The organism is Mesorhizobium sp. P2_D1 (assembly GCF_056404455.1).
On the sequence record NZ_JBFUDZ010000002.1, the window covers coordinates 244,726 to 268,735 of the forward strand.

General features: G+C 61.9%; 22 protein-coding genes and 1 tRNA gene. 8 read left to right on the forward strand and 15 right to left on the reverse strand.

Going from position 1 to position 24,010, the window contains the following annotated elements:
* Window positions 1-6: 6 nt before the first annotated feature.
* Together AC1D0I_RS03760 and AC1D0I_RS03765 are read right to left on the reverse strand one after the other, a co-directional pair.
* A complete protein-coding gene (locus tag AC1D0I_RS03760; protein ID WP_477393264.1) occupies window positions 7-1,563 on the reverse strand; it encodes a DHA2 family efflux MFS transporter permease subunit in 1,557 nt (518 codons plus the stop codon).
* Window positions 1,564-1,624: 61 nt separating this feature from the next.
* Complete coding sequence (locus tag AC1D0I_RS03765) at window positions 1,625-2,806, reverse strand: HlyD family secretion protein (RefSeq protein ID WP_095083506.1); 1,182 nt, start codon at window positions 2,804-2,806, stop codon at window positions 1,625-1,627.
* A gap of 132 nt (window positions 2,807-2,938) precedes the next feature.
* Between AC1D0I_RS03765 and AC1D0I_RS03770 the strand changes: the two genes are divergently transcribed.
* Window positions 2,939-3,673 (forward strand): TetR/AcrR family transcriptional regulator, encoded by a 735-nt coding sequence (locus AC1D0I_RS03770; RefSeq protein ID WP_477393149.1) that lies wholly within the window; start codon window positions 2,939-2,941, stop codon window positions 3,671-3,673.
* On the opposite strand, the gene yihA is transcribed toward AC1D0I_RS03770, so the two are convergent.
* From yihA to AC1D0I_RS03785, 3 genes are all read right to left on the reverse strand, one after another.
* Complete coding sequence (gene yihA / locus AC1D0I_RS03775) at window positions 3,670-4,329, reverse strand: ribosome biogenesis GTP-binding protein YihA/YsxC (RefSeq protein ID WP_111545233.1); 660 nt, start codon at window positions 4,327-4,329, stop codon at window positions 3,670-3,672. The genes AC1D0I_RS03770 and yihA overlap by 4 nt on opposite strands.
* On the reverse strand, window positions 4,326-4,964 hold the full coding sequence (locus AC1D0I_RS03780) for a CatB-related O-acetyltransferase (protein ID WP_184872944.1): 639 nt from the start codon (window positions 4,962-4,964) through the stop codon (window positions 4,326-4,328). Before AC1D0I_RS03780 ends, yihA begins: the two co-directional genes overlap by 4 nt.
* A 125-nt stretch (window positions 4,965-5,089) precedes the next feature.
* On the reverse strand, window positions 5,090-5,293 hold the full coding sequence (locus tag AC1D0I_RS03785; RefSeq protein ID WP_477393151.1) for a hypothetical protein: 204 nt from the start codon (window positions 5,291-5,293) through the stop codon (window positions 5,090-5,092).
* A 278-nt stretch (window positions 5,294-5,571) separates the two neighbouring features.
* Here AC1D0I_RS03785 and AC1D0I_RS03790 point away from each other — a divergent pair, with 278 nt between their 5' ends.
* From AC1D0I_RS03790 to AC1D0I_RS03800, 3 genes are read left to right on the forward strand one after another with little or no spacing between them, the layout of a single operon-like run.
* Window positions 5,572-6,036: a MarR family winged helix-turn-helix transcriptional regulator gene (locus AC1D0I_RS03790; RefSeq protein WP_477393153.1), complete on the forward strand. Its 465-nt coding sequence runs from the start codon at window positions 5,572-5,574 to the stop codon at window positions 6,034-6,036.
* A complete protein-coding gene (locus AC1D0I_RS03795) occupies window positions 6,029-7,318 on the forward strand; it encodes an HlyD family secretion protein (protein ID WP_477393155.1) in 1,290 nt (429 codons plus the stop codon). Before AC1D0I_RS03790 ends, AC1D0I_RS03795 begins: the two co-directional genes overlap by 8 nt.
* On the forward strand, window positions 7,315-8,862 hold the full coding sequence (locus AC1D0I_RS03800) for a DHA2 family efflux MFS transporter permease subunit (protein WP_477393157.1): 1,548 nt from the start codon (window positions 7,315-7,317) through the stop codon (window positions 8,860-8,862). Before AC1D0I_RS03795 ends, AC1D0I_RS03800 begins: the two co-directional genes overlap by 4 nt.
* Window positions 8,863-9,048: 186 nt before the next feature.
* Here AC1D0I_RS03800 and AC1D0I_RS03805 read toward each other — a convergent pair whose 3' ends face one another.
* From AC1D0I_RS03805 to rpmH, 4 genes are all read right to left on the reverse strand, one after another.
* Window positions 9,049-9,609: a fasciclin domain-containing protein gene (locus tag AC1D0I_RS03805; protein ID WP_457151957.1), complete on the reverse strand. Its 561-nt coding sequence runs from the start codon at window positions 9,607-9,609 to the stop codon at window positions 9,049-9,051.
* Between the two features lie 169 nt (window positions 9,610-9,778).
* Window positions 9,779-11,593, reverse strand: coding sequence for a membrane protein insertase YidC (yidC, locus tag AC1D0I_RS03810; RefSeq protein ID WP_477393159.1), 1,815 nt, complete (start codon window positions 11,591-11,593; stop codon window positions 9,779-9,781).
* 14 nt (window positions 11,594-11,607) lie between these two features.
* Window positions 11,608-11,961, reverse strand: a complete 354-nt coding sequence (gene rnpA, locus AC1D0I_RS03815; protein WP_477393161.1) for a ribonuclease P protein component — start codon at window positions 11,959-11,961, stop codon at window positions 11,608-11,610.
* 16 nt (window positions 11,962-11,977) lie between these two features.
* Window positions 11,978-12,112 carry a 50S ribosomal protein L34 gene (gene rpmH, locus AC1D0I_RS03820; protein WP_008833937.1) on the reverse strand — a complete coding sequence of 45 codons (135 nt, stop codon included), beginning with the start codon at window positions 12,110-12,112 and terminating at the stop codon, window positions 11,978-11,980.
* A 278-nt stretch (window positions 12,113-12,390) separates the two neighbouring features.
* Between rpmH and AC1D0I_RS03825 the strand changes: the two genes are divergently transcribed.
* Both AC1D0I_RS03825 and AC1D0I_RS03830 read left to right on the forward strand, forming a co-directional pair.
* A complete protein-coding gene (locus AC1D0I_RS03825; protein WP_477393163.1) occupies window positions 12,391-13,881 on the forward strand; it encodes an ATP-binding protein in 1,491 nt (496 codons plus the stop codon).
* A gap of 279 nt (window positions 13,882-14,160) precedes the next feature.
* Window positions 14,161-14,237 (forward strand) — tRNA-Arg (locus tag AC1D0I_RS03830).
* Window positions 14,238-14,793: 556 nt separating this feature from the next.
* Here AC1D0I_RS03830 and AC1D0I_RS03835 read toward each other — a convergent pair.
* The 3 genes from AC1D0I_RS03835 to AC1D0I_RS03845 form a co-directional block, all read right to left on the reverse strand.
* Window positions 14,794-15,288 (reverse strand): DUF302 domain-containing protein, encoded by a 495-nt coding sequence (locus AC1D0I_RS03835; protein WP_477393165.1) that lies wholly within the window; start codon window positions 15,286-15,288, stop codon window positions 14,794-14,796.
* A gap of 68 nt (window positions 15,289-15,356) precedes the next feature.
* A complete protein-coding gene (locus AC1D0I_RS03840) occupies window positions 15,357-16,217 on the reverse strand; it encodes an alpha/beta fold hydrolase (RefSeq protein WP_477393167.1) in 861 nt (286 codons plus the stop codon).
* Window positions 16,218-16,363: 146 nt separating this feature from the next.
* Window positions 16,364-17,134, reverse strand: a complete 771-nt coding sequence (locus AC1D0I_RS03845) for an alpha/beta hydrolase (protein WP_477393266.1) — start codon at window positions 17,132-17,134, stop codon at window positions 16,364-16,366.
* 209 nt (window positions 17,135-17,343) lie between these two features.
* Between AC1D0I_RS03845 and AC1D0I_RS03850 the strand changes: the two genes are divergently transcribed.
* Entirely contained in the window at window positions 17,344-18,306 is a 963-nt protein-coding gene (locus tag AC1D0I_RS03850; RefSeq protein WP_477393169.1) for a cupin domain-containing protein, read from the forward strand.
* Between the two features lie 263 nt (window positions 18,307-18,569).
* Here the strand turns inward: AC1D0I_RS03850 and AC1D0I_RS03855 are convergent, their stop codons facing one another.
* The gene (locus tag AC1D0I_RS03855) at window positions 18,570-19,127 is read right to left on the reverse strand and encodes a dihydrofolate reductase family protein (protein ID WP_477393171.1); all 558 of its coding nucleotides are present in this window, start codon (window positions 19,125-19,127) and stop codon (window positions 18,570-18,572) included.
* A 650-nt stretch (window positions 19,128-19,777) separates the two neighbouring features.
* The gene (locus tag AC1D0I_RS03860) at window positions 19,778-21,229 is read right to left on the reverse strand and encodes a LuxR C-terminal-related transcriptional regulator (RefSeq protein WP_477393173.1); all 1,452 of its coding nucleotides are present in this window, start codon (window positions 21,227-21,229) and stop codon (window positions 19,778-19,780) included.
* Window positions 21,230-21,413: 184 nt separating this feature from the next.
* Between AC1D0I_RS03860 and AC1D0I_RS03865 the strand changes: the two genes are divergently transcribed.
* Window positions 21,414-21,794, forward strand: coding sequence for a hypothetical protein (locus AC1D0I_RS03865; protein ID WP_477393175.1), 381 nt, complete (start codon window positions 21,414-21,416; stop codon window positions 21,792-21,794).
* A 121-nt stretch (window positions 21,795-21,915) separates the two neighbouring features.
* On the opposite strand, the gene AC1D0I_RS03870 is transcribed toward AC1D0I_RS03865, so the two are convergent.
* Window positions 21,916-23,847, reverse strand: a complete 1,932-nt coding sequence (locus AC1D0I_RS03870; RefSeq protein WP_477393268.1) for an adenylate/guanylate cyclase domain-containing protein — start codon at window positions 23,845-23,847, stop codon at window positions 21,916-21,918.
* Window positions 23,848-24,010: the final 163 nt, after the last annotated feature.

A 24,010-nucleotide genomic window follows, 5' to 3' on the forward strand; every position in this document is an offset into this window, starting at 1 on the left:
TTGGTATCAGTGGCCGCCACCGCCACCACCGCCGGCCGCGGCCGGCTTGCGGATCAGCATGGTGAACAGCCCGAGCGTCGCAAACAGCACCGTCAGCAGGAAGAACACGTCCATGAAGGACAGCAGCGCGGCCTGCTGCTGCACCATGCCCGACAGCTTGGAGATCGCCGCGCTGGTCGCGTCGAGGCCGGCGGTCTGCTCGAAATTGAGCGTCATGTTCTGCAGCTTTTGCTGCGCGGCGGCACTGCCCCACTGCACGTGCTCGGAGAGCCTGGCGTAGTGGAACGCGTTGCGGTCGATCAGCACGGTGTTGATGACGGCCAGGCCGACGGCGCCGCCGAGGTTGCGGGTGAGATTGAACAGGCCGGACGCATTCTTCAACCGGTCTGGCGGCAAGGTGCCGAGTGCCAGGTTGTTGATCGGCACCATGCACAGCATCATCGAACAGCCGCGCAGGATCTGGGGAATGAGCAGCTCATAAAAATCCCAGTCGGCGGTCAGATGCGTCATCCACCAGGTTCCGGTGGCGAAGCCGAAGAAGCCGACCATCATCATCAGGCGCGGGTCCATCTTGCTCGACAGGATGCCCGAGACCGGCGCGGTGAGGAACATCGCCAGGCCGCTGACGAACAGCGCCTCGCCGATCATCATCGAATCGTAGCCGCGGATGCGCCCGAGGAACACCGGATAAAGATAGGTCAGGCCATAGAGGCCGATGCCGATGACGAAGGAGAACAGTGAGCCGAAGGCAAAGTTGACGTTGGTGAACGCCTTCAGGTCGACGATCGGCTCCTCGGCGGTGAACACACGCCAGAAGAACAGCACGGCGCCCACGGTCATGACGATGGCGCAGATGAATACGCCCTGGTCCTGCAGCCAGTCGTTGTTCGGGCCTTCCTCGAGCACATATTCCATGCAACCCAGGAAGGCGGCCATCCCGGCGAGGCCCCACCAGTCGAACTTGCTGAACAGCTTGAGATTGGGCTTGTCGAAGTCAATCAGCGTCCAGGCCGCCGTCGTCACCAGGATGCCGGGCACGACATTGATGAGGAACAGCCAATGCCAGGACATGGCATGGCTGATATAGCCGCCAACGGTCGGGCCGATGGTCGGCGCCAGCGTCGCCACAAGGCCGATCATCGGCGAGACCACGGCGCGGCGCGACGGCGGGAAAATGGTGAAGGCAGCGGCAAAGACGCTGGGGATCATGCCACCGCCGATGAAGCCCTGGACGGCACGGTAGACGATCATCTGGTCGATGTTGGTGGCGGTCGCGGCCAGCGCGCTGGCCGCGGTGAAGCCGGCCGCCGAGATCGTGAACAGCACGCGCGTCGACAGCATCCGGCTGAGGAAACCCGACAACGGGATCATCACCACCTCGGCGATCAAATAGGCGGTCTGCACCCACGGGATCTCGTCGGAACTGGCGCTCAGGCCAGCTTGAATCTCGGCTAGCGAGGCCGAGACGATCTGGATGTCCAGGATGGCCATGAACATGCCGAACACCATCGCCAGGAAGGCGATGACGCGCCGCGTCGAGATGGTGTCAGGCACGGCCGGCATAGCCGGCAGCGCTCCTGCTGTCAGGGTTGCGGTGGCCATGGCATTGCTCCCCGGCGGCCGCTCAGTTCGAGGCCGTGGGCGCGGTACGGCTGTCGACGGCGACGACGACACTCAAGCCGGCGCGCAGCCTGCCGCTCTTCAGCACGTCGGCCGGCACATCGATGCGGACCGGGACGCGCTGCACGACCTTGGTGAAATTGCCGGTGGCGTTTTCGGGCGGCAGCAGCGAGAACACCGCACCCGAAGCCGGTGCCAGCGACGAGACGGTTCCCTCGAAATCCTGGCCGTCGGTCGCATCGACCGAGATCTTGACCTTCTCGCCGGGAACCAGCCGGGCAAGCTGCGTCTCCTTGAAGTTGGCGACGATGTAGAGCTTGTCCATCGGCACGATGACGGCCAGCTTCTGGCCGGGGCTGACGAGATCGCCTTGCTCGACCGAGCGGTTGCCGACGACGCCGTCATAAGGCGCCTTGAGCACGGTGAAGGAAAGATCGCGCGCGGCCTTGTCCCGGCTGAGCTGCAAGGAAGCAAGCGTGCTTGCCGATTCGGCGCGCTGCGCCTGCAGCACGCCGATATTGGCCTGTGCCGCGGCGATCTGCGCGTCGGCGCCGACAAGGGCGGCGTTGGCCTGCTGGACCGCCGTCTGGGCATCGTCCAGCTGTGCCTGCGTGCCGACATGCGTCTTGAGCAGTTGCGAGGCGCGTACCTCTACCTTCGCCGCATTGTCGGCGGCGGCTTGGTCAGCGACCTTCTGTGCCTGCGCCTGCTGCAGCGAGGCGCGCGCCGCTTCGGTCTGGGCGTCGATACGGTCGAGCGTCTTGCTCAAGGTGGCGATCTGGGCCTCGGCCTGGGCGACGGCGATCTTGTAGTCGCCGTCATCGACGACGAGCAGCGGGTCGCCAGCCTTGACCGACTGGTTCTCGCTCACCTTGACCTGATCGACATAGCCGGAAATCTTGGGCGAGATGAACGCCATGTCGGCCTGGACATAGGCGTCGTCCGTCGAGATCATGAAGCGACCCGTGGTCCAGTAGTTGTAACCGTACCAGGAGGCTGCGCTCAGCAAGGCAACGCCGATGATCGGCAGCAGAAACGAACGCACCGAACGCTTCTTCTTGGCTGGTGCTTCCACCGGCGCGCTGATGGCGGGCTGGAAAGGCACTTCGGGTGCTTCCGTCGCCGGAGCGACCTTGGCATTGGGGAAAGGACGGACTTCGGCCGTGGCTGGCGCGTTCGAGGACATGACATCTCTCTAAAATAAAGCTATAATACTGAACCGTTCGGTTCGATCCGGCCGTTGACATAGCGCGGAAACAGGACCATATCAAGTGCAATCGAACCGATTGGTTCGAATTATTTTCGAGGTGTGACTTTTATGGTTGAGACCCAGCCTAACGTCGAAACCGACCCGTGCGGCGACCTGCTGGACCATGTGCGCCGTGGCCGCCCGGCGGCAGGCCAGGACCCGGTCAAGCGCAGCCAGATCATCGAGGGCGCCCGTCGTGTGTTCATCGACAAGGGTTTTGAGGCTGCGTCGATGAACGACATCACGCGCGAGGCCGGCGTCTCCAAAGGCACCATCTATGTCTACTTCGCCAACAAGGAAGAGCTGTTCGAAGCGCTGATCGAGGAAGAGCGCGGCACGATCTTCAAGAACATGTATGACGTGCTGGACAATGCCGACGACCTGCGCGAGACGCTGGTGAAGTTCGGCAAGGTGCTTGCCCTCAAGATCACGTCGGCCAAGGTCATCCAGGCGCAGCGCACGGTGATCGGCGCATCCGACCGGATTCCCGAGCTTGGCGCGCGTTTTTACGAGCGCGGTCCCAAACGCGGCCATGACAAGGTCGCGGCCTTTCTCGATGCCGCCATCGAGCGCGGCCTGCTGCGGATCGACGATGTCGATCTTGCCGCCTACCAGTTCACCGAACTGTGCCTGGCCGGTCTATTCCGCCAGTGCATCTTCGCCTACCGCACCAAAGCCCCGGGCCAGGATGAGATCGACCACATCGTCAGGTCCGGCGTCGGCATGTTCCTGAAGACCTACGGCACCGAAAGCCTTGCCGCGGAAGAAAGCCACCAGACGATTGCAATCGAGGCTAAGCCCTAGCCACCATTCGCGGCAAGCACGATGGCGGCCTGCAACTCCTCGAGGCCCTCGGCCTTTTCCGACGACGTCGCCAGGACGAACGGAAATGCCGCCGGCCGCTTCTTGATCTTTGCCAGCGTCTCCTCGATCAGCCGCGGCACGCCGGCAGCCTTGATCTTGTCGGTCTTGGTCAGCACGATCTGGTAGGACACCGCCGCCTTGTCGAGCAGCGACAGCACTTCGTCGTCCTTGGCCTTGATGCCGTGGCGGGCGTCGATCAGCACATAGACCCGCTTCAGCGTGACGCGGCCCTTGAGATAGTCGAAGACCAGCTTGGTCCACTCGTCGACCTTCTCCTTCGGCGCGGTGGCGTAGCCGTAGCCCGGCATGTCGACCAGCGCCAAGGGCGGCAGGTCGGCGCCCTCGCCGGAAAATCCATCCGGCACGAAATAGTTGAGCTCTTGCGTGCGCCCCGGCGTGTTGGAGGTGCGCGCCAGCCCCTTCTGATTGACCAGCGCGTTGATCAGCGACGACTTGCCGACATTCGAGCGGCCGGCAAAGGCGATTTCCGGCGGCCCTTCCGGCGGCAGGAACTTCATCGCCGGCACGCCGCGGATGAAGATCCACCCGCGCGTAAACAGTTCGGTGCCGATCACGGTGTTGTTCAGAGCGTTCAAGCTGCTGCCTCCAGAAGAGAAATATCGGCACCCCGGATAGCATCGAGGTTGCGGCTGATCTTGTCCACCGGCCAGTCCCACCACGCCACCGCCAGCAGCCGCCTGATCGTCCTGTCGTTGAAACGCGTCTTCACCATTTTGGCGGGGTTGCCGGCGACAATCGCATAGGGCGGCACGTCATGCGTCACCACCGATTTCGCGGCAATGATGGCGCCATGGCCGATCGTCACACCGGGCAGGATCACCGCCTCCATGCCGATCCAGACGTCGTTGCCGAGCACGGTGTCGCCGCGCACTTCCTTCGACCATGTCGCCGGGTCAAAACCCTTTTCCCAGCCATGGCCGAAAATATTGAACGGATAGGTGGAAAAGCCTGACATGGCGTGATTGGCGCCGTTCATGATGAAGCGCGCGCCCTCGGCGATGGCGCAGAACCTGCCGATGATCAGCTTGTCGCCAATGAACGGATAATGATGCAGCACGCATTTCTCGGCGAATTTGTCCGGCCCGTCCGGATCGTCGTAATAGGTGTAGTCGCCGATCTCGATGTTCGGCGCGCTCACCAATCCCTTGAGGAAGCCGACGCGGGTGTGCATCGGGATAGGGTGCTTGATGTCGGGGTTGGGTCCGTCCATGTCGATGTCCGTCGGATGATTGGCCACCAGGCAACAGGCGAAGTTCGCATGCGCCGGTTCAAAATAGCGTGATCCGCCCTATAGCACCAATCGGCTGAGGAGCGAGTCTTGCGTGGTGGCGTTGCTCATTTGTTGCCGCGGCAGATCACGATCGGATCGGACAGCGCACTGTCGAAACCGCTGCCCTGGTAGACGGTGACGTTCGAAGCTCCGGGCGGCAACATGAAGGTGCCTTCGACGATTTTCTGATCGCCGGCTGACGTGTGCAGAGCCCAGCTAAACGTGCAAAACTGAGGCGGCGCCTGGGGTTCGACGTTGCTGCAGTTCAATTGCGCCCCATGGCGGCGCCGCCGCAGCTTACCACCTCCCTTGCGAGTGCAATGCCGGGCCATCCCAAGAGAGCCGCCACGGTCGCGATCTTGAGCCAATTCATCATCAAATCCTCGTCCGGCAACGGCCTGTTGCTCGACCCTTCTGGGGCGCCGCAAGCGCGTGCGACATTTTTTCCGGACTTAGTGCGTCTTGTGCGCCGCGTCCAGCAGGATTATGTGCATGATGATAATAAGCATGCTCACTAAAAGTCGCGTTCAGAAAACCAGCCCCTCCCATGCCATCGTCACCCAACATCAGCTTCGTGCTGCACGATGTCGCGCGTCTGCTTCGAAAGCGGTTCGAACAGCGGTCGCGGGCGTCGGGGCTGACCCGCGCCCAGTGGCAGGTGCTGGCCTATCTGTCCCGGCATGAAGGCATCCACCAGAGCAAACTGGCCGACCTGATCGAGATCATGCCGATCACGCTCGCCCGGCTGCTCGACAAGATGGAGGCGCGCGGCTTCATCGAACGCCGGCCCAATCCGGCTGATCGCCGGGCATGGCTGCTTTACCTGACGCCGCAAGCCCATCCGCTGCTCGAAATCATGCGCAGCAACGGCCAGAAGACGCGCGACGAGGCCTTCGTCGGCCTTTCGGCGGATGCCCAGCTGCATCTGCTGCAAACCCTATGCCTGATCAAATCCAATCTGCTCGAGGCTTGCGCTCAGCCAGCCGTCGACCGGGAGAACGACCATGACTGAATCGACCTCACCCAAAAAGCCCGGCAAGGACGAACCATCGGATCGCAAGAGCGACCAGATCATCCGGCTGGATAGCGAACGCGAGCAGAGGCGTGTCAGCGCAGTCATCGCCGATGGCGAGCTGGAAGCGCCGGTTGCGCTGGAGCCGGTGGCACTTGAAGCCCCCTCCAAAGAGCCGCAGCCGCAAGCCATGGTGGCGGTTGCGCCTGCGGCGCCGGTCAAGCCCAGGCGCAGCCTGACACGGCCGATCCTTTTCGCCCTGCTTCCCGTCGCGCTGGCTGTCGGCGGCTATTACTACGTTGTCGGCGGCCAGGTCATGACATCGGACAATGCCTACATCCAGGCGCAGTCGCTCGGCGTTTCCACCGACGTCTCCGGCACCGTCTCCGAGATCGACGTGCACGAGAACGAGGCGGTGAAGAAGGGCGACGTGCTTTTCCGCCTGAGGCCGGCCTCCTTCGAAACCGCTCTTGCCGCGGCCCAGGCCCAGCTGGGAACGGTGCGCAACCAGGTGCTGACCTTGCAGGCAAGTTACCAGCAGTCGCTGGCGCAGATCGAGCAGGCGCAGGCCGACATTCCCTATTATGAGGCCGCTTTCAAGCGTCAGCAGGATCTTCTCAAGACGTCTACCTCTTCGCAGGCCACTTTCGACAGCGCCCAGCACGACCTCGATGCCGCCCGCCAGAAAGTGTCCGTCGCCAAGGCGCAGGCACAGGCGATGCTTGCCCAGCTGGGTGGCGACGCCAGCCAGCCGGTCGAGAAGAACCCCTTCTACCTGCAGGCCCAGTCGGCGGTGGACGACGCCCAGCGCAACCTCGGCGATGCGATCGTCAAGGCGCCGTTCGACGGCATCGTCACCAATGTGGACGCGCTCCAGGTCGGCAAGTACCTGCCGGCGTCGCAACCGGCGTTCAGCCTGGTTTCGGCGACGGACCTGTGGATCGCGGCGGAGCCGAAGGAAACCGAACTGACCTATGTGCGGCCGGGGCAGACGGCGACGATCAGCGTCGACAGCTATCCGGGCAGTGTCTGGCACGGCACGGTCGCGTCCATCAGCCCCGCCTCGTCGTCGAGCTTCTCGCTGCTTCCGGCGCAGAACACCACCGGCAACTGGGTCAAGGTCGTGCAGCGCATCCCGATGCGCGTGACGATTGACGATCTCCAGGGCAAACCGCCGCTGCGCGGCGGGATGAGCGCCGTCGTCGGCATCGATACCGGCCATGCGCGCGGCCTGCCGGACTTCGTCACGGATCTCATCAACCGGGTCGAGCAGAAGTCATGACCGGCGCGGCCGCGACAGGGGGCACATCGGTGGTCGCCAATCGCGGCGCCATCACCGCCTGCGTGATCCTGGCCGTGATCATGCAGGCGCTGGACACGACCATCGCCAATGTGGCGCTTCCCTACATCCAGGGCAGCGTTTCGGCGAGCGCCGACCAGATAAATTGGGTGCTGACGTCCTATATCGTCGCCGCGGCCGTGATGACGCCGCCTTCGGGCTACCTTGCCAATCGTTTCGGCCGCAAGCGCATCCTGCTGACCTCGATCACCGGCTTCGTCGTCGCATCGGTGCTTTGCGGCTTCGCGCAGTCGCTGCCGCAGATCGTCGGCTTCCGCCTGCTGCAGGGCCTGTTCGGCGCCGCCCTGGTGCCGTTGTCGCAGAGCATCCTGCTCGACATCTACAGCGTTGAAGAGCGCGGCTCGGCCATGGCGCTGTTCGGCGTTTCGGTGATGGTCGGGCCGGTGCTCGGGCCGGTCATCGGCGGCTGGCTGACCGAAAATGTCAGCTGGCGCTGGGTGTTCTACATCAATGTGCCGATCGGCGCCCTGGCCTTCGCGGGCGTGTCGATGTTCGTCCTGGAAACCAAGACCGACCTCAAGGCAAGGCTGGACTGGCTGGGCTTTGGCATGCTCAGCCTCACCATCGCTTCGCTGCAGATGTTTCTCGATCGCGGCGAGCAGCTCAACTGGTTCTCGTCATCCGAGATCATCGTCGAGGCGCTGATCTGCGCGTCGGCCTTCTACATCTTCCTCGTCCACACCTTCACCGCCCGCAACTCGTTCGTGAACCCACGGCTCTTCCTCGACCGGAATTTCGCCGTCGGCATGGTCTTCATCTTCATCGTCGGCATAACCTATCTTGCCTCGCTGGCCTTGATGACACCCTATCTGCAGACGCTGATGGGCTATCCGGTGGTGACCGCCGGCATCGTCATGGGGCCGCGCGGCCTCGGCACCATGGCTTGCATGTTCCTGGTCGGCAGGCTGGTCGGCAAGGTGGATACGCGCTGGCTGCTCCTGACCGGCCTGCTGATCACCGCCTGGGCGATGTACGACATGACCGGCTGGACCCCTGATGTCTCGCAATGGACGATCATCAGCACCGGCTTCATCCAGGGTGCGGGGCTCGGCTTCCTGTTCGTGCCGCTGACCACCATCACCTTCGCCACGCTGGCGCCGGAGCGGCGCGCGGAAGGCACCGGACTGTACAATCTGTCGCGAAACATCGGCTCCAGTGTCGGCATATCGGTGGTCACCGCGCTTTTGACCCAGAATGTCCAGGTCAACCACGCCAACATCGCCACCTATGTGACGCCCTACAACCAGGCGTTCAGCAACCCGGCGATCTTCCAGGCGATGAACCCTTACAGTGCCGCCGGCCGTGCCGCGCTCGACGGCGTGGTAACGCTGCAGGCGACGATCATCAGCTACATGAACGACTTCAAGCTGATGATGATCCTTTCGCTTGCCGCCGTTCCGCTGGTTCTTTTGCTGCGCAAGCCGGCGACGCCGGCCAAGGTCGACCACAGCGCCGTCGTGGAGTGACGACGCGAGGGGCTACCCTTTGGATATGCCCATGCAAAAAGAAACCGGGGCCCTGTGGGGGGGACTGCAGGACCCCGGCCGATGCCGATACGGCTTCCCAAGAAACATGGCACCTCGTCATGAGGTGGGGATCGCAGGCCCGAGAAAGCCCAACGGACCTGCCTTGATCCCCTGCGCCGGAAGCCGTTACTTCGGCAGCAGCACCTTGTTGACGACATGGATGACGCCGTTCGACTGGTTGACGTCGGCGATCGTCACCTTGGCCTCGCCGCCGGACTCATCCATTATGTAGAGCTTGCCCTTCTTGACCTCGGCGGTCAGCGTATCGCCGGAGACGGTCTTCATCTCATACTTGCCGCCCATTGCCTTGGCCTTGGCCATCATGTCCTTGCCGGAGATCTTGCCGGCCACGACATGCGCGGTCAGCACCTTGGTGAGCTGGTCCTTGTTCTCGGGCTTGAGCAGCGTGTCGACGGTGCCCTTGGGCAGCGCGGCAAACGCTTCGTTGGTCGGCGCAAAGACGGTGAACGGCCCGGCGCCCTGCAGCGTGTCGACCAGGCCGGCGGCCTTGACGGCCGCGACCAGCGTCGTGTGGTCCTTCGAGTTGACGGCGTTCTCGACGATGGTCTTGGTGGTGTACATCGGCGCGCCACCAACATTGGGGTTCTTGGCATAGGCTGGAGCGACGATCGTCGCACCGGCGACGAGTGCGGAAAGGGCAATGGTCCTGAATGACGGCAAGCGCATGTGGTCTTCCTCCGGGTGAGGGCTGATCGGGATTGATAGCCTTTGGAAATGCACACGCAGTCACGCCCCGCGACCGCTTTCAGTTTCGCCGATCACGGGAACGTGACCCGACCTGTGGCCAATAAAAAAGCCCCGGACCAGCCGGGGCTTTGATGGAAGGAGAGGCCTGCTATTCCGCTGGCGATGGTTTCTTTCGGAACAATGCCACGAGATTGTCCCACAACTCGATCTTGGCGCCCTGGCGCTTCATGATCACGCCCTGCTGCAGGATCGACAGCGTGTTGTTCCAGGCCCAGTAGATGACGAGACCGGCCGGGAAACCCGCCATCATGAAGGTGAAGATGACCGGCATCCAGGTGAAGATCGCGGCTTGCGTCGGGTCCGGCGGCGTCGGGTTCATGCGCATCTGCAGGAACATGGTGACTCCCATGATCAGCGGCCAGACGCCGATCATCAGCATGTGCGGCAAAGTGACCGGCACGAGGCCGAACAGATTGAAGATCGATGTCGGATCGGGTGCCGCCAGATCCTGGATCCAGCCGAAGAACGGCGCATGGCGCATCTCTATGGTGATGTAGAGCACCTTGTAGAGCGAGAAGAAGACCGGGATCTGCAGCGCCACCGGCCAGCAGCCGGCCAGCGGGTTGATCTTCTCGGTCTTGTACAGCTCCATCATCGCCTGCTGCTGCTTCATCTTGTCGTCCGCGTATTTCTCGCGGATCTCGAGCATCTTGGGCTGTACCTTCTTCATGTTCGCCATCGACGCGTAGGACTTGTTGGCGAGCGGGAAGAAGATGGCCTTGACGATGACGGTGGTGGCGAGGATCGCCAGGCCGAAATTGCCGAAGAATTTGTAGAGCGTGTCGATCAGCCAGAACATCGGCTTGGTGATGAAGTGGAACCAGCCCCAATCGATCAAGAGGTCGAAGCGCTTGATGTGGCGGTCTTCGGCATAGGCGTTGATCTTGCCGACTTCCTTGGCGCCGGCGAAGATTTCGCTTTCCACCGTCGTCGACTGACCGGCATCGACGGTGATCGGGTCGGTCAGGAAGTCGGACTGGTAGCGATGGCGACCGTCCTCAAAATAGGCGTAGCGCGGCTGGAACGGCTGCTTCTCGGTCGGCACCAGCGTCACCGCCCAGTATTTATCGGTGATGCCGAGCCAGCCGTCGGTGGACTTGCCAGGCATCGCCTGCTTGTCCTTTTCGATGGACGCGTATTTGTGCTCCTGCAGGCCTTCCGTGCCGGTGAAGCCGATCAGGCCCTCATGCAGCACATAGGTGCTGGCAACGGCCGGCTTGTCGAACCGGGTGACACGACCGTAATTGGACAGCGAGACGGCGGCCGCGCCCGAATTCTGGATCGTATCGGAAACCGTGAACATGTAGTTTGTGTCGATGAAAAAGGTGCGCTTGAAGGTCAGGCCCTTGTCGTTCGAATAGGTCAGCGTGACCGGCGTCGTCGGGGTCAGCGTCGCATTGCCGTCGACGGTCCAGACCGTCTCGGGACCGGGCACCGTGCCGGTCTTGTCGTTACCGACAAAGCCGATCTCGGCATAATAGCCGTTGGGCAGTGCCGCCGGGTTGAGCAGGCTGATCTCGGGCGAATTCTTGTCGACCGTCTCGGTGTAGTGCTTGAGCTTGAGATCGTCGAGGCGGGCACCGGTGAGGTTGATCGAGCCCTCGAGGCTCGGTGTGTCGATCTTGGCGCGCTTGGTGGTCTCGAGAGCCTGTTCGCGGCCGGCAGGCGTCACGGCGTCGGTGCCGGGTGCGTTCGGAATGGCGCCAGGTGCGACGGGCGTTGCGGTACCGGCGCCTGGATTGGCGGCGTCGGCGGCCTTCTTCTGCTCTTCGACGCGCTGCTGTTCGATGCGGGCCGCCTCGCGCTGGGCTTCGCTGCGCGGCAAGACATAGAAATATTGCCATACCGCCAGGATCAGCACCGACAGCGCGATGGTGATGAAGAAGTTCCGGTTGTTTTCCATCGAAAGCCCTTGGCCTATCGTGTTCCGCGCAATCGGCGGGAGAGTTCGGCCTTCAACTGGCCGAACGGAATCGTCATCACGTCTTCGCGCCCGACGATGACATAGTCATTGCCAGGCGCCATGTCACTTGCCGCATGCGTACGGACCGCTTCTCGCAGCCGTCGCCGGACGCGATTGCGGACAACCGCATTGCCGACCTTCTTGGTGACGGTATAGCCGACCCGCGGCGACAGGCCGTCGCCGCGGTCGAGAACTTCAACGAGAAAAAGCCGCCCGCGTCGCTTTTCACCACGACGGACGGCCAGGAATTCGGCGCGCTTCAGAAGCCGCTTGGGATTTGGTCCCACTGGCTTGCCGGATGCGGGCAACGATCTCGTCTTCCGTTCAGGCGCTGAGCCGCTTGCGACCGCGGTTGCGGCGAGCTGCGACGACGCCGCGACCACCCTTGGTGGCCATGCGGGCACGAAAGCCGTGCCGACGTTTGCGGACGAGTTTAGACGGTTGGTAGGTACGCTTCATTTGTTTTAATACCGCGGGGTGCGGCCCTTCTTGATTCTGTCACTGTGTAACAGGAGCTTTGCCGGGCCGGTTTTGGCGCGATCGAAACCGCGCCGGGACGAATGGCCCGAGCGTGAGCGGGCTTATAGAAAGAAGGGTTTTGGAAGTCAATCCGGAGTCGCCAGGCCGAAGCCGGTCGTCGTCAAGGCCGGTTTTTGTTTCCGGCCAAGGATGAAATTGGTAAAAAAGCCGTAATCGCCTAATCTGCGTTGATCAAGTGATCGTGAAGACATAGCCGCATGAACGAAACCATACAGGCGGAGGAACGGATCGACACGGCGGCGCCAACCGCCGGGCGCACCGTGCCGCTGTCGCGCGGCCTGTCGACCAAGCTGCTGCTGCTCACCATCGTTTTCGTGCTTCTGGCCGAAGTGCTGATCTTCCTGCCGTGGATCGCCAGCTACCGGCTGAACTGGCTGAAGGAGCGGCTGAGCACGGCTGCGGCGGTGTCGATCGTGCTGGTGCAAGGTGAATCCACCTCGCTGTCGCGTGCGGCCCAGAACGACGTGCTGATGGCGATCGGCGCCAAGGCGATCGCGGTGCGTGACGGCGGCGTGTCGCGGCTGCTGGTGGTGGCCGAGATGCCGCCGCAGGTCGACGAACACATCGATATCGCCTCGATCGGCATGGTCAAGGGCATGACCGGCGCGCTCGACACGCTGTTTTTCGGCGGCCACAGGATGCTGCGCGTCTTCGGCCCGGTCGGCGACAGCGACAAGGAGTTCGAGCTGATCATGCCGGACAACAGTCTGCGCAATGCCATGCTGCGATATTCGCGCAACGTCGCCTTCGTCTCGCTGCTGATCTCGCTGTTCACCGCAATGCTGGTTTATGCCGCGATCGACCTGATCATGATCGGGCCGATCCGGACGATGACGCGTTCGATGCTGTCCTTCTCCGAGGCGCCCGACGATCCCGGGCGCATCATCCATCCCGCCGCCCGCGCCGACGAGATCGGCGTCGCCGAGCGCGAGCTGTCGCAGATGCAGGAGCGGCTGCAAAAGATGCTTTCCGAGCAGAAGCACCTTGCCGACCTCGGCCTGGCCGTGTCGAAGATCAACCATGACATGCGCAACATCCTGGCCTCGGCGCAGCTGATGTCGGACCGCCTGCGCCAGGTCAAGGACCCGACCGTGCAGGCCTTCGCGCCGAAACTGCTGCGCGCGCTCGACCGCGCCGTCTCCTATTCCGAAGGCGTGCTTCATTACGGCCGCACCCAGGAGCCGCCGCCTTCGCGCCGCAGGCTCAGGCTGCGCCAGCTGGTCGAGGATGTGCACGGCCTGCTCGACATCGAGCAAGGCATAGAGTTCGTCAATGCGATCGAGCCGGCCTTCGAGGTGGATGCCGATTCCGAACAGTTGTTCCGCGTGCTCACCAATCTCTGCCGCAATTCCGTGCAGGCCATGGCCGCAGACAATGAAAGCGCGCTGGTCCGGCGCCTGGCGGTATCGGCAGTGCGGCTGGGCAGCGTCAGCCGCATCGTCGTCACCGACACCGGCCCCGGCTTACCCCCCAAGGCGCGGGAAAACCTGTTCGCGGCCTTTCGCGGCTCGGCCCGCAGCGGCGGCACCGGCCTTGGCCTGGCGATCGCGCACGAACTGATCCGGGCGCATGGCGGCACGGTGGAGTTGGTCGAAAGCATTGGCGGGCGCACCACATTCGCGGTCACCATCCCCGACCAGCCGGTCCGGCTCGACCAGGCCCGCAACGGCCTGCGCCGCCCGGCATGATGGTTCGGCCGCTGTTTGGCCTGATGCTCATTCCCTGCAAGCCCGGTGCCCATTTTCTCTGGGGTCGGTGTTCTTCCTTCCAGGGATCGCGTTTGGGCTCGACTTCGGGCCCTTTTGAACATGGCGGAATCCTGACCGCCGTCGCCGGATGACATACTTGCGACAAAACTTTTGCCGGATCGGCTTGCTTTTCGGAAATTCAGTCGCTAGGGAACACGTCTCGTCGCGGCCGGTCGTTCACGATCGGCTAGCGGGGTCATGGAAAGCATGGCCTGTTGCGCGCCCGTAGCTCAGCTGGATAGAGCACCAGACTACGAATCTGGGGGTCAGGAGTTCGAATCTCTTCGGGCGCGCCAATCTTCCACCACCACTCCAGAGCAACACTGGGCACTCGGGGTCCGCGATCGGCCCTCAGCAGACTCTGACAGGTGAAGGCGCTCATGACTGCTTTGCGCCGCATATCGCCGTTCGAAGTGGTGGTTACCGCGCCTAAAAGCAGCCGTTCATTCAATGTGCCAAAGAATGCTGCCGCCGCGCCTGCGGGTGAGTTCGATCGAGCTCGCGAGCTAGAGCAGTTCACCGTTTCACGGAAACGGCGAATTGCTCGAACTCTTTGTTTCGAGGCAATTCCGGACGGAAAAACCGTTTCACACTTTTCCTGGAGTTGCTCTAGGGAAAAGCGCAGGTCGCGTCATGACGCAAGTGGTGCCGCCGAGACGGAACGCGCTCGCTCGCGGGGCTGTCACCGTCTCTCGAAGCGATACTGTACCCAGCCGCTCCGCACGACCCGGAAGGATGCCGAGCCACCATCGCTTCGGCGACCGCTTTCCTCAACGCCGTCGCCGCCAAGGAGGTCATGCGTGTTCGGGACGGACTCTCACTTCCATCCGTCTGAAGCGTCATCAGGAGAGTTTAGCTCGCGCATTCGCGTAACAAGCTTGTGATTTTCGCGTCAAGATCGCGGGCGACAGCAAGAGCATCCAAATTACCATAAGAGAGCAGATAACTCTCCATTTTGTCATAGGAGACATGCACGCCATCGGGACGTTGATCAACAAGGATTGTGACTGGGGCGTAAGATCCAGCATCGGGAACGTGCTTGACCATTTCTTTCATAATGAGTGGATTGCCCACCAGAAGCCGCATGCTCTTAGGAGTGTCGCGTCCAGTTTCGCGGCGCAGAATGGCGCCCAAGTCGAATTCCGCGAAGAGCATGAGCCCTGTGCGGCCTTGGCCGTTATGCACAACGCGCTCCAAATCCGAGAAGGAATTTGCAGCCCTCGTCGCCTTGAAAAATTCGACCATGTCAGGTTGCCCGACCGCTGACTTGAGCGCGGCCACAACGGCGTCGAATGGTTTGGAACACGTCAGGCTGAAACGCTCAACCTCGACCTTTGCGATTGTCATTTCTTTCTCCGCAACAGCTCTCAAGAATAAAGGCGCGACCGATCGCGCCGGGATTATGCAACCGCCGATCACGCTTCCAGGAAGGTCCGGACGTGGCTGACGAACAATTCGGGGTACTGAAACAGCGCGCCATGGCCGGAATCGGGATAGAGGACCAGCTGGGCGTTGCTTAGAGCCTTGAACATTGCGTAGGCGTTGTCCGCCGGCAGCATGGTGTCGTGGCTGCCGCTGACCACAAGGGCGGGCTGGCGGATGGCGCGCAGAATGGCGTGCTCGGGATCAGGTGTGGCGCACCAAGTAATAAGCGCCTTGGCCTGCGGATCCGTCACCGCGCCGCCGTTATCGGTGTCCCGATCTTCCCTTCGCACCTTCGCCCGCTTCAGGAACGCCAGGCCGGCCGACTGGCTGGCGGACGACTTCGTGAAGAATAGCGGCAGGCGGAGGTCCGGCGCCTCGGTTTGGGAGAACGCATCCTGGAGAACCGTCAACAGGTGTTCCTCTCCGCCTTTCGGCGCGGTGCCGACGAGGATTAGCTTGCGGACCAGCCGTCCGTGCTCGGCAGCGATCTGCTGGGCGACGAAGCCACCGAGGGAAAAGCCCAGAAGGTCGACTTCGGAGAGGCCGAGCAGTTTGATAAAAGCGACAGCGTCTCGGGCCATCGCCGCGATATTGTCGGGCGTTTGGCCTGTCGAGCGGCCGACCCCGGCGTTATCGAAAACGATCACCGGTCGATCGGCGGCCAGGACATTCACGACGGCGGGGTCCCACGCGTCGATGTTGCCCGAGAAATGCTGCAGGAGAACCAGCGCGGTTCCGGTCGATGGGCCGAGACGGCGATAGGCGAAGCGGATTCCGCTACCTTCGATGTAACGGGTGGGCGCCGTTTCCAGCGTGGCGGCGTCCTGGCTCGCGGTGTCGAACTCAGTCATGTCATCCTCCGGATGCTTGGCAAAAGATAATCGAGTAGGATTAGCTGGTGCGGTTTTGGCTAGGTCTGGGCGGCTCGCGGTCCAAGGCATTCCGTAGTCCGCCGAGCACGCGTGCTCCCGGCACGAAAGTGCCGGGAGCGGTATCGTCACTTCACCAGTGCGGCCTTTTCAATCACGGCGGCGACTTCCTTCGCGTGGACGACAAGAGAGGCATGGCTGCCGGCGACCTCCGTCGTCTGGGCCTTCATCCTGTTGGCGAAAATCTTCTGGACCTCGGGCGCGATGACCTTGTCCTTCGTGCTGATCACATAGAACGTCGGCTTGTCGCGCCAAGCTGCTATATCGACGGGAGCCTCGAACGCCGTGTGGTTCAACGGGAGTTGATGGTTTGCCAAGGATTCGGCGATCTCCGGAGGAAGGTCAGCCGCGACTGCCGAAGGAAACACTTTGGGATCGATGTAGAGGTTGCCCTTTTCGTCGGGATGGATCGCCGCGGCGCCTTCGGTTGCCGGACCGCTCTTGGATAAGCTCGCCAGAGATTCCCCCACGTCGGGTGCGAATGCGGAGACGTAGACGAGCGCCGAGACGTTTGGATCGTCGCCTGCTTGGGTGATGACCACACCGCCCCAAGAGTGGCCAACGAGAACGGTCTTGCCGTCCTGTTTCGCGAGCGCCTGTTTGGTGGCATCGACGTCCGCCGCGAGGGAGGTGAGCGGGTTTTCGACGAGCGTTACGTTGTAGCCCTTCTTCGTCAGGATATCGGCAACCGGCTTCCAGCTCGTCTGGTCGACGAAAGCGCCATGGACGAGCACGATATTGTGAGCCGCCCCCTTGGGCAGTTGAGCTGATTGGGCGGGGACGGCAAGTGCTGCTCCGGCCATGAGGACGGTGGCGACTGAGAGTAGAAGATTTCGCATTGATTGCTCCTGTTGAGATGACGGACGACGCGGGTCCGGGGCAGGCGTGTCGGCAAAAGTCGCGGTTCTCCCATCTGCCGTTTGCGTAATGGTTTGCCGCGCGACCTGCTGGTTCGACTTGAGATCAGGTAGTACATGGAGCATTCGGACGTTAGCCATCAATCGTCCGAATATTGTGTCTGACCGTCCGTCGTATTAATATCGGGAGGATGGACATCCTCGCCCAAGTGCTCGATCGCATTCGCCTCGGTGGGACTCTGCTCTTCCACTTCGAGCTCGGCCATCCGTGGAATCTGGCATTGCCAGCGCGCCCCTACGCCCTGTTCCATTACCTCAGTCGTGGCTCAGCTACCCTCGCGCTCGATCAGGGACGAGAACTCCACATGACTGCGGGCGACTTTGTCGTCGTCACACGCGGCGAGCCTCACCTGATTTATTCGGATCGCCGGACGACGCCGTTACCGATTGTGGACCTCGATCGACTGCCCGGACGTCTTGGCGTCGTTCGTCATGGAGGCAACGCGCAGCCGCTCTCGACGATGATCTGTGGCAATTTCACTGTGGAGCGGCCCTCGCGCGGCAGCGTGTTGGAATTACTTCCGCCCCTGCTTCTCCTGAAGCCGACGGAAGACGGCGGATGGCTCGAGGCGATCCTGCAACGCATGGTGAGCGAGTCGGCGCTTGCGCGTCCCGGCCAAGACGTCGCACTCTCACGACTGACAGAAGTGCTCTTCGTTGAGGTGTTGCGAAGCTGGATCAAGTCTCTCGATTCCGGAGAAGGCGGGTGGCTGGGGGCGATGGCGGACCCGCACATAGGACCGGCGCTTCAGTTGATTCACGAACGACCCGATCAACCCTGGACCCTTGGCGACCTAGGGCAGCGCGTGGGGCTCGGTCGCTCGGCGTTTTCAGCTCGCTTCACCAACCTCGTCGGCCAGTCCATGTACCGTTATCTGATCGCACGCCGGATGTCGGAGGCTGCGTTTCTGCTCGAAACAAGCGACGAGGGGATTGCAAGGATTGCGACCCGTGTCGGCTACGAGACCCCGGCCGCGTTTTCGAAGCTGTTCCATCGACATCATGGCCTATCGCCTGGCCGTTATCGAGCAGCTCGCCGGTCTGACGGTGGCCGAAGGCAAGGGGACGTCCTGGAAGCAGAAGTCGCCGATTGACCTCGACCAAGCTGGCTACTGGAAGGTCTGGCGATGGGCGGCCGGGCGGCTCCGGCAGGAGTGTCCAGTTTGTTCACAAATGGCGCGCAGAATCGTCACCCCGCCAGTACGGGCAGCCAGCCGAGGTCTCCGCTACAGACGCCCCGGCGCTTGGGTGCATCTGGTCTCATCCAGGGCCGCCAGGCTACCAAAGCCGACTGTTAATCGGCGGCGCTCCTGCGACGCGCAAACCCCCGAGCTAGGCGCGTTGAGGCTGCTCGGAGTCAGCGCTCGCGCCGATAGTGCATAGCGACCGCGCCGTTGCGGAGCGCCTTCGCCGAGACCAGTTCGAGCCGTCGCGCACTGGGCAGCCCGCCCTGGTACAGGGTCGGGCCGTGGCCAGCGATCCTGGGATGGACGAGGAGCTGATATTCGTCGATCAGATCCAGCCGGTCCAGCTCGGTCGCGAGTTTGCCGCTACCAAGGAGCACGCCGGCCGGAGTCGCGTCCTTGAGGCTCTGTACGCCTGTTCGCAGGTCGTCGGCGATATGGTGGCTGTTGGCCCACGGGAAGTCCGTTCGCGTCGACGACACCACGTACTTCGGTTTGGCGTCCAGCTTGACCGCCCACTCGCGTAACGCCGGCGGCGCCTGCACGTCGCCGCGAGCCACCGCCGGCCAGTAGCTCTCCATCATCTCGTAGGTGATGCGGCCCCACAGCATCGCCCCGCCCTCGTCCATAAGGCGGGTGAAGAACGCGTGCGTCTCGTCGTCAGCGATTCCCTCCTCATGATCGACGCAGCCGTCCAGGGTGACGTTTATGCTGAAGGTCAATAGTCCCATGCGACGAGCCTAAGCCATCCGCTCGAAAAAACGTAGGGCTATTGCTCGCGGTTGATGTTCAACTTCCGCCGTGAGAAAGCGTTGCCCACCCGTGATCCGCTACAACCGGGCTCGGGGGCTTCCGTTTCCCCGTGCGAGGTCATCGATCGGCTCGGGATCCGTCGGCCTTGGCAAGAGTAATAGTCAGCCCACTTGCATCAATGTTTCAGCTCGCCACTTCTTGACAAAAGGGCGGTCGATTTGTGGTCATTGTCCTATTCTCAACATCACCTTGCGCCCGTCGGAAAGGGTTCCCGCTCCTGTGCCAGCTACGGGTTGTCTGCTGGTCAGCGAGAACACGAACCGGGATGAGAGTTGCCCGCAAACGATCGTCCCTTCTCCATGCGAGAACGTAAGATTGACGATAGCCGTCCCTCGGCATTCGACCCCGGTATTGGTCTGTCCGCTAATAGTTCCGCGCCGTGTAATGCTGTTGACGAAAGCCTTCCCGGAAAAGGAGAGCGTCCCATCGGCAGTCTGACCGGACACTGGTGCGATGATTGTGAGCAGATTTTGCGCCTGCGCGTAGCCGACAGCCTCTACGGCACCATACGCAATCAACATTGTGGCTAGGATTCGCCTGGTCTCGACGAGGTCTCCGCAATGGTATCTCAATTGAAGCTTGCCAGCCCCGCGCGGCGGGCACCCTCCCGGATCGCGGCAATAGCGGGAGGATTGGTGACTGGATAGGAGCCGATAAACCCTTCGGCCGAAGTGTTTGGAAATTCTCTCGCCAACCGGTTGGCAATCTTTATTGCCTGAGGTGTTTCACCGAGCATGGCGTGCGCCATGGCCTGGAACAGCAGCGTTGCAGGCGAGTCCGGCGGTGCTTGGCTGAACGCGGTCAGGCACTCCCTGTGGAGACCTACAACGAAGCTCGATCGGCCAAGCATGCTATAGTACCAGGAAACATACGGATTGAGACGGATCGCGCGCTTCGCCAGTTCATATCCTTCCCGCGGGTCGCCTGTCACGAACGCCTTTCCTCCGGCAAGCAAGGCGAGGGTATCGGCATCGTGCGGGGCGGCCGCCAAGGCAAGATCATGTTCTCTTGCTGTGGCATCGAGATCGCCCTGCAAGGCTCGAAGCTCGGCTAGACATATGCGTGCATGGGTATCACCCGAGTCGAGCACCAAAGCTCGTTCGAGGCACAGTTTCCATTGCTCCTTTGCGGCGGAAAGGTCGTTGGTAAACGCATTGATGGCGGCGACGGCATGCGCCAGCCCCAGTACTGTCCAGGCTCTGGCAAGTCCAGGGTCGAGCTCGATGGCACGCGTCAGAAGCCGCACCGCTTCCGCATTCGAAGCGTGCGTGTACAAATTGTGCTGCTCGACGCCGAGCAGATAGTAGTCATAGGCACGTAGGCTGGCGGGGTGTTTTCGGCGGACAACATCGCGTCGAAGTTTTGCGAGCTTGCCGCAACAGCTAGCAAGGACGTTGACGACGTTTTCGGTGACCATGTCCTGCATCGCAAACAGGTCTTCCGCTGATCGATCATAGCGGGCCGTCCACAAATCGACTCCAGTGCGCGCGTCGACGAGTTGGACGCAGATCCGCAGCTGCTGTGCTGCCGCCTGCAAGGTCCCCTCAAGTAGATAATCCGCATTCAGTTCCCGCCCGATGGATAGCACGTCATCGCGCCGTCCCTTGTACGAGAGCATGGTCTGGCGGGCGATGACCGCAAGGTCGGGGTAGCGAGCGAGGTCGACCATGATGTCCGCCGACAAGCCATCGGCCAAGCGGTTCCATCGCTCGTCCGCGCTCAGATTGTCGAAAGGGAGAACCGCAACGACTGTTGGCCCAGAAGCCTCTACCGAAAGGCCACCGGATGATGCCTGGCCCGTGTCTTGCTCGCGTTGGTCGGCAAGCAAGTTTGCAAGCGCTACTTTGCTGCGAATATCGAGTTTCCGGTATATGGCCGACAGATGGGTCCGAACGGTAGTCGGCGCTATGAAGAGCGTCTCGCCGATTTCACGGTAGGTCATCCCCTCGGCAAATTTTGCAGCGACCACCCGCTCCCGGTCCGACAGACTGGTCAGAGGATTGCTCACGGCGCGAAGCATCGCTTCAAGTCTCCGATCCGCTACGAGTTGTGGCCGACCCGGCACGGCAAAATACTACAGATGCGATCTCGAAAACACTGCATTTGCACGATGCCATCCGACCGCCACCAATTCTAGGCTTTCCTGTCGACGGGGTTTGGTCGGGTCGCAGAATCCCGATCCATTCAGGAAGCAGGAGGTGTCCATGACAAAGTCATCTATCTTTGCCGCAATGCTGGTGCTGCCTCTGTCGGTTGGACCGTGCTTGTCCGAAGGCACGCAATCTGGCGGCAAGCTGATTTCCGAAGATGCTGTGAGAGCCGTTAGTGCCGAATTGTATTCCGACATTCTGATCCGAGCGTGCAGGAACGGATGGCGCTACCCTCGGAGCCAAATCGAGACCGGCTTCAAACGGCATCTCAGCGAGCTGAAATTGCAACTGGTCGATCAGGGTTACACGATCCTGCCTGGTGTGAAAGCGAACCGCTCGCCCCGGAGTCTCTTCGCACTGGCATTTGTCGCCAAGCGCCAATCTGTCGCCTCGCGCCAGTTCGGCTGTCTCCACCAATACTGGCTCGACGAGTGACCGTTCTGGAGCGGGCAACTGGGGCAGCATAACCGCCACTGGCCAGACTTCACTTGCCGAGCCGGCTTTCACTGTAGAGATGCTCATTTCACCGGGCGGTCAGCACTCAAGCCGAGCTGTTCTATGGCTGCCCGAGAGGCTGCGCCTCCCCCGTCTCGCATTCCGGTAGTCGCACTGGTTTGGCGAGCTTTGCCAGCCCCTCGGGCTTGGCGCAAAGCGGGAAGCCGGCGAGCGGCATTGTCTCGATGAAACGACCGCGTTCCCTCTTGCCCGAGCTGAATTCATTGACCAGGCCCTCGACGGTCAGGTCCGGATACCGTTTGAGGGTTTCCCTGACCGAAGCATTCGCCTCATCGGTTCGACCCAGTGCCGCGAGGGAGCTGCTACGCACCACCCAATCCCCTTTGCCGTAGTTATCGGGCGTCTTGCGCTCCAGCATCTTCGCGGCGTCCTCATAGCGGCCAGCCATAAAGTAGGCCGTGGAGTAGAAACTAGTTGCCCACATCGGGTAATTCGGATCGAGCCGTATAACTTGGTCGACCAACTGAGCACCGCGTTCGGGTTCGTCGAAGCCTGCCGCATAGCCGGAATAGAATGTCAGGATTTCGGCCGAACCCGGAGCGAGGCGGAGGGCCGTGTCCAGCTCGACCTTGGCGCGGGCGTTGTCGCCCTTTTCTTTGAGGCTCATGCCAAAAACGGCATGCGCCTCGGCGTCGCTCGGATCGAGCCGCACCGCGCGTTCGGCTACATCGGCAGCCGCCTTGATCTCGCTCTCGGGATTGATACCGAAGCCAGCCAATATGTTATGAGCATGATAAAGTTCCACCCAGGCGCGGGCGAACCCGGGGTCCAGCGCGACAGCGAGGTTGAGCAGCCTGATGGCCTCCTCCTCATCCGCTACGGTAATCTTTTCAATCCTTTCGGTTCCGAGCAGATAGTAATCATAGACAGTCAAGTTGTCCGGCCGTTTACGCTTCGCCGCAGCCCGCCCCGCTCCCTGAATCAGCCCCACGCCGTTGCCGAGACGGTTGGTGACTTGCTCTGCAATCTCGGTCTGGACGGCGAACACGTCCTCAGCGGGCCGGTCCCAACGATCCGACCAAAGATGGTTGCCGGTTTGTGCATCGATCAACTGCGCGGTAACCCGCACCCGCCCATTTTGCCGCTGGATAGAGCCTTCCAGCACGAAGCCGACATGGAGCGCACTTGCGACCTGGCGGGCATCCACCGGCTTGCCTTTGTAAACTTCCGTCGAATTCCGGGCCACGACCTCAAGTTCGGGAAACCGTGCGAGGTCGGTGATGATATCCTCAGTCAATCCATCGGCCAAACGACCGGTAACCTCGTCATCGCCATAATTGTTGAAGGGCAGCACCGCGACCGACGGCTTGGCCCCCAGTGGCGCGGGCTGAAAGAACCACCAGGTCCCTCCACCCGCCAGAGCCAGCACCACGACGACGGCCGCCGCAGCCGTCCTGGTCCAGCGCGGCATCGCCTTGCGTAAGGTCCAACGCACCCGCTTGCCATCGAGCCTCACCCGGTACATCCGCACGGGGCGGTTGATGTTCTTGACATGCTGCTCGCCAACGAAATCGAGTGGCCAATCAAGCTTGCCCTGCAAATGGTCGTAGGCCGTACCTGACACCATTACTCCGCCCGGCTCGGCAAGCTGCTCTAGGCGAGCGGCGATATTGACGCCGTCGCCATACACATCGCCATCCACCAGTGCCACATCGCCAAGATTTATCCCGATGCGGAACACAATCCGCTCATGCTCCGGCAATCCACCATTGCGAACGGCCACAGCTTTCTGAATTTCGGCTGCGCAGATCACCGCATCGACCACGCTGTCGAAGACGACAAGTGCGCCATCTCCTAACAGCTTGACAATTCGACCCTGGTGCAGAGCGATCGCCTTATCGGTCACATCGGCCCGGATAGCCCTCAGGCGTGCGATGGTGCCAGCTTCGTCGATCTCGATCGCTTTTGAATAGCCGACCATGTCCGCTGCCAGGATCGCCAGCAGTTTCCGGTTCAATGGAGGGACGATCATCATCCGGCCCCGGACGCAACAGGGCCAAAATGGTACACCTAATGCTGCGCCCTGACGAGAGGCCCGCCCCGCGGCGCCGACTTTGCGGTGCGTCGGAATCTTTCAACAGAATCGGCGCAAAGCGGTCCGCACTACGCTGGACGCAAAGGGCCGCTGTTTTGCC

What these genes read in the sequence shown, in the direction of transcription:
- AC1D0I_RS03860 (WP_477393173.1), bottom strand. Translation starts at nt 21,229, where the DNA reads ATGCTTCGCGCCGTGAGCAATCCTCTGACCAGTCTGTCGGACCGGGAG.
- AC1D0I_RS03790 (WP_477393153.1), top strand. Translation starts at nt 5,572, where the DNA reads ATGCCATCGTCACCCAACATCAGCTTCGTGCTGCACGATGTCGCGCGT.
- AC1D0I_RS03840 (WP_477393167.1), bottom strand. Translation starts at nt 16,217, where the DNA reads ATGACTGAGTTCGACACCGCGAGCCAGGACGCCGCCACGCTGGAAACG.
- yidC (WP_477393159.1), bottom strand. Translation starts at nt 11,593, where the DNA reads ATGGAAAACAACCGGAACTTCTTCATCACCATCGCGCTGTCGGTGCTG.
- AC1D0I_RS03855 (WP_477393171.1), bottom strand. Translation starts at nt 19,127, where the DNA reads ATGGGACTATTGACCTTCAGCATAAACGTCACCCTGGACGGCTGCGTC.
- AC1D0I_RS03865 (WP_477393175.1), top strand. Translation starts at nt 21,414, where the DNA reads ATGACAAAGTCATCTATCTTTGCCGCAATGCTGGTGCTGCCTCTGTCG.
- AC1D0I_RS03770 (WP_477393149.1), top strand. Translation starts at nt 2,939, where the DNA reads ATGGTTGAGACCCAGCCTAACGTCGAAACCGACCCGTGCGGCGACCTG.
- AC1D0I_RS03870 (WP_477393268.1), bottom strand. Translation starts at nt 23,847, where the DNA reads ATGATCGTCCCTCCATTGAACCGGAAACTGCTGGCGATCCTGGCAGCG.
- AC1D0I_RS03780 (WP_184872944.1), bottom strand. Translation starts at nt 4,964, where the DNA reads ATGGACGGACCCAACCCCGACATCAAGCACCCTATCCCGATGCACACC.
- rpmH (WP_008833937.1), bottom strand. Translation starts at nt 12,112, where the DNA reads ATGAAGCGTACCTACCAACCGTCTAAACTCGTCCGCAAACGTCGGCAC.
- AC1D0I_RS03795 (WP_477393155.1), top strand. Translation starts at nt 6,029, where the DNA reads ATGACTGAATCGACCTCACCCAAAAAGCCCGGCAAGGACGAACCATCG.
- AC1D0I_RS03765 (WP_095083506.1), bottom strand. Translation starts at nt 2,806, where the DNA reads ATGTCCTCGAACGCGCCAGCCACGGCCGAAGTCCGTCCTTTCCCCAAT.
- AC1D0I_RS03760 (WP_477393264.1), bottom strand. Translation starts at nt 1,563, where the DNA reads ATGCCGGCCGTGCCTGACACCATCTCGACGCGGCGCGTCATCGCCTTC.
- AC1D0I_RS03845 (WP_477393266.1), bottom strand. Translation starts at nt 17,134, where the DNA reads ATGCGAAATCTTCTACTCTCAGTCGCCACCGTCCTCATGGCCGGAGCA.
- AC1D0I_RS03825 (WP_477393163.1), top strand. Translation starts at nt 12,391, where the DNA reads ATGAACGAAACCATACAGGCGGAGGAACGGATCGACACGGCGGCGCCA.
- AC1D0I_RS03835 (WP_477393165.1), bottom strand. Translation starts at nt 15,288, where the DNA reads ATGACAATCGCAAAGGTCGAGGTTGAGCGTTTCAGCCTGACGTGTTCC.
- AC1D0I_RS03850 (WP_477393169.1), top strand. Translation starts at nt 17,344, where the DNA reads ATGGACATCCTCGCCCAAGTGCTCGATCGCATTCGCCTCGGTGGGACT.
- AC1D0I_RS03800 (WP_477393157.1), top strand. Translation starts at nt 7,315, where the DNA reads ATGACCGGCGCGGCCGCGACAGGGGGCACATCGGTGGTCGCCAATCGC.
- AC1D0I_RS03805 (WP_457151957.1), bottom strand. Translation starts at nt 9,609, where the DNA reads ATGCGCTTGCCGTCATTCAGGACCATTGCCCTTTCCGCACTCGTCGCC.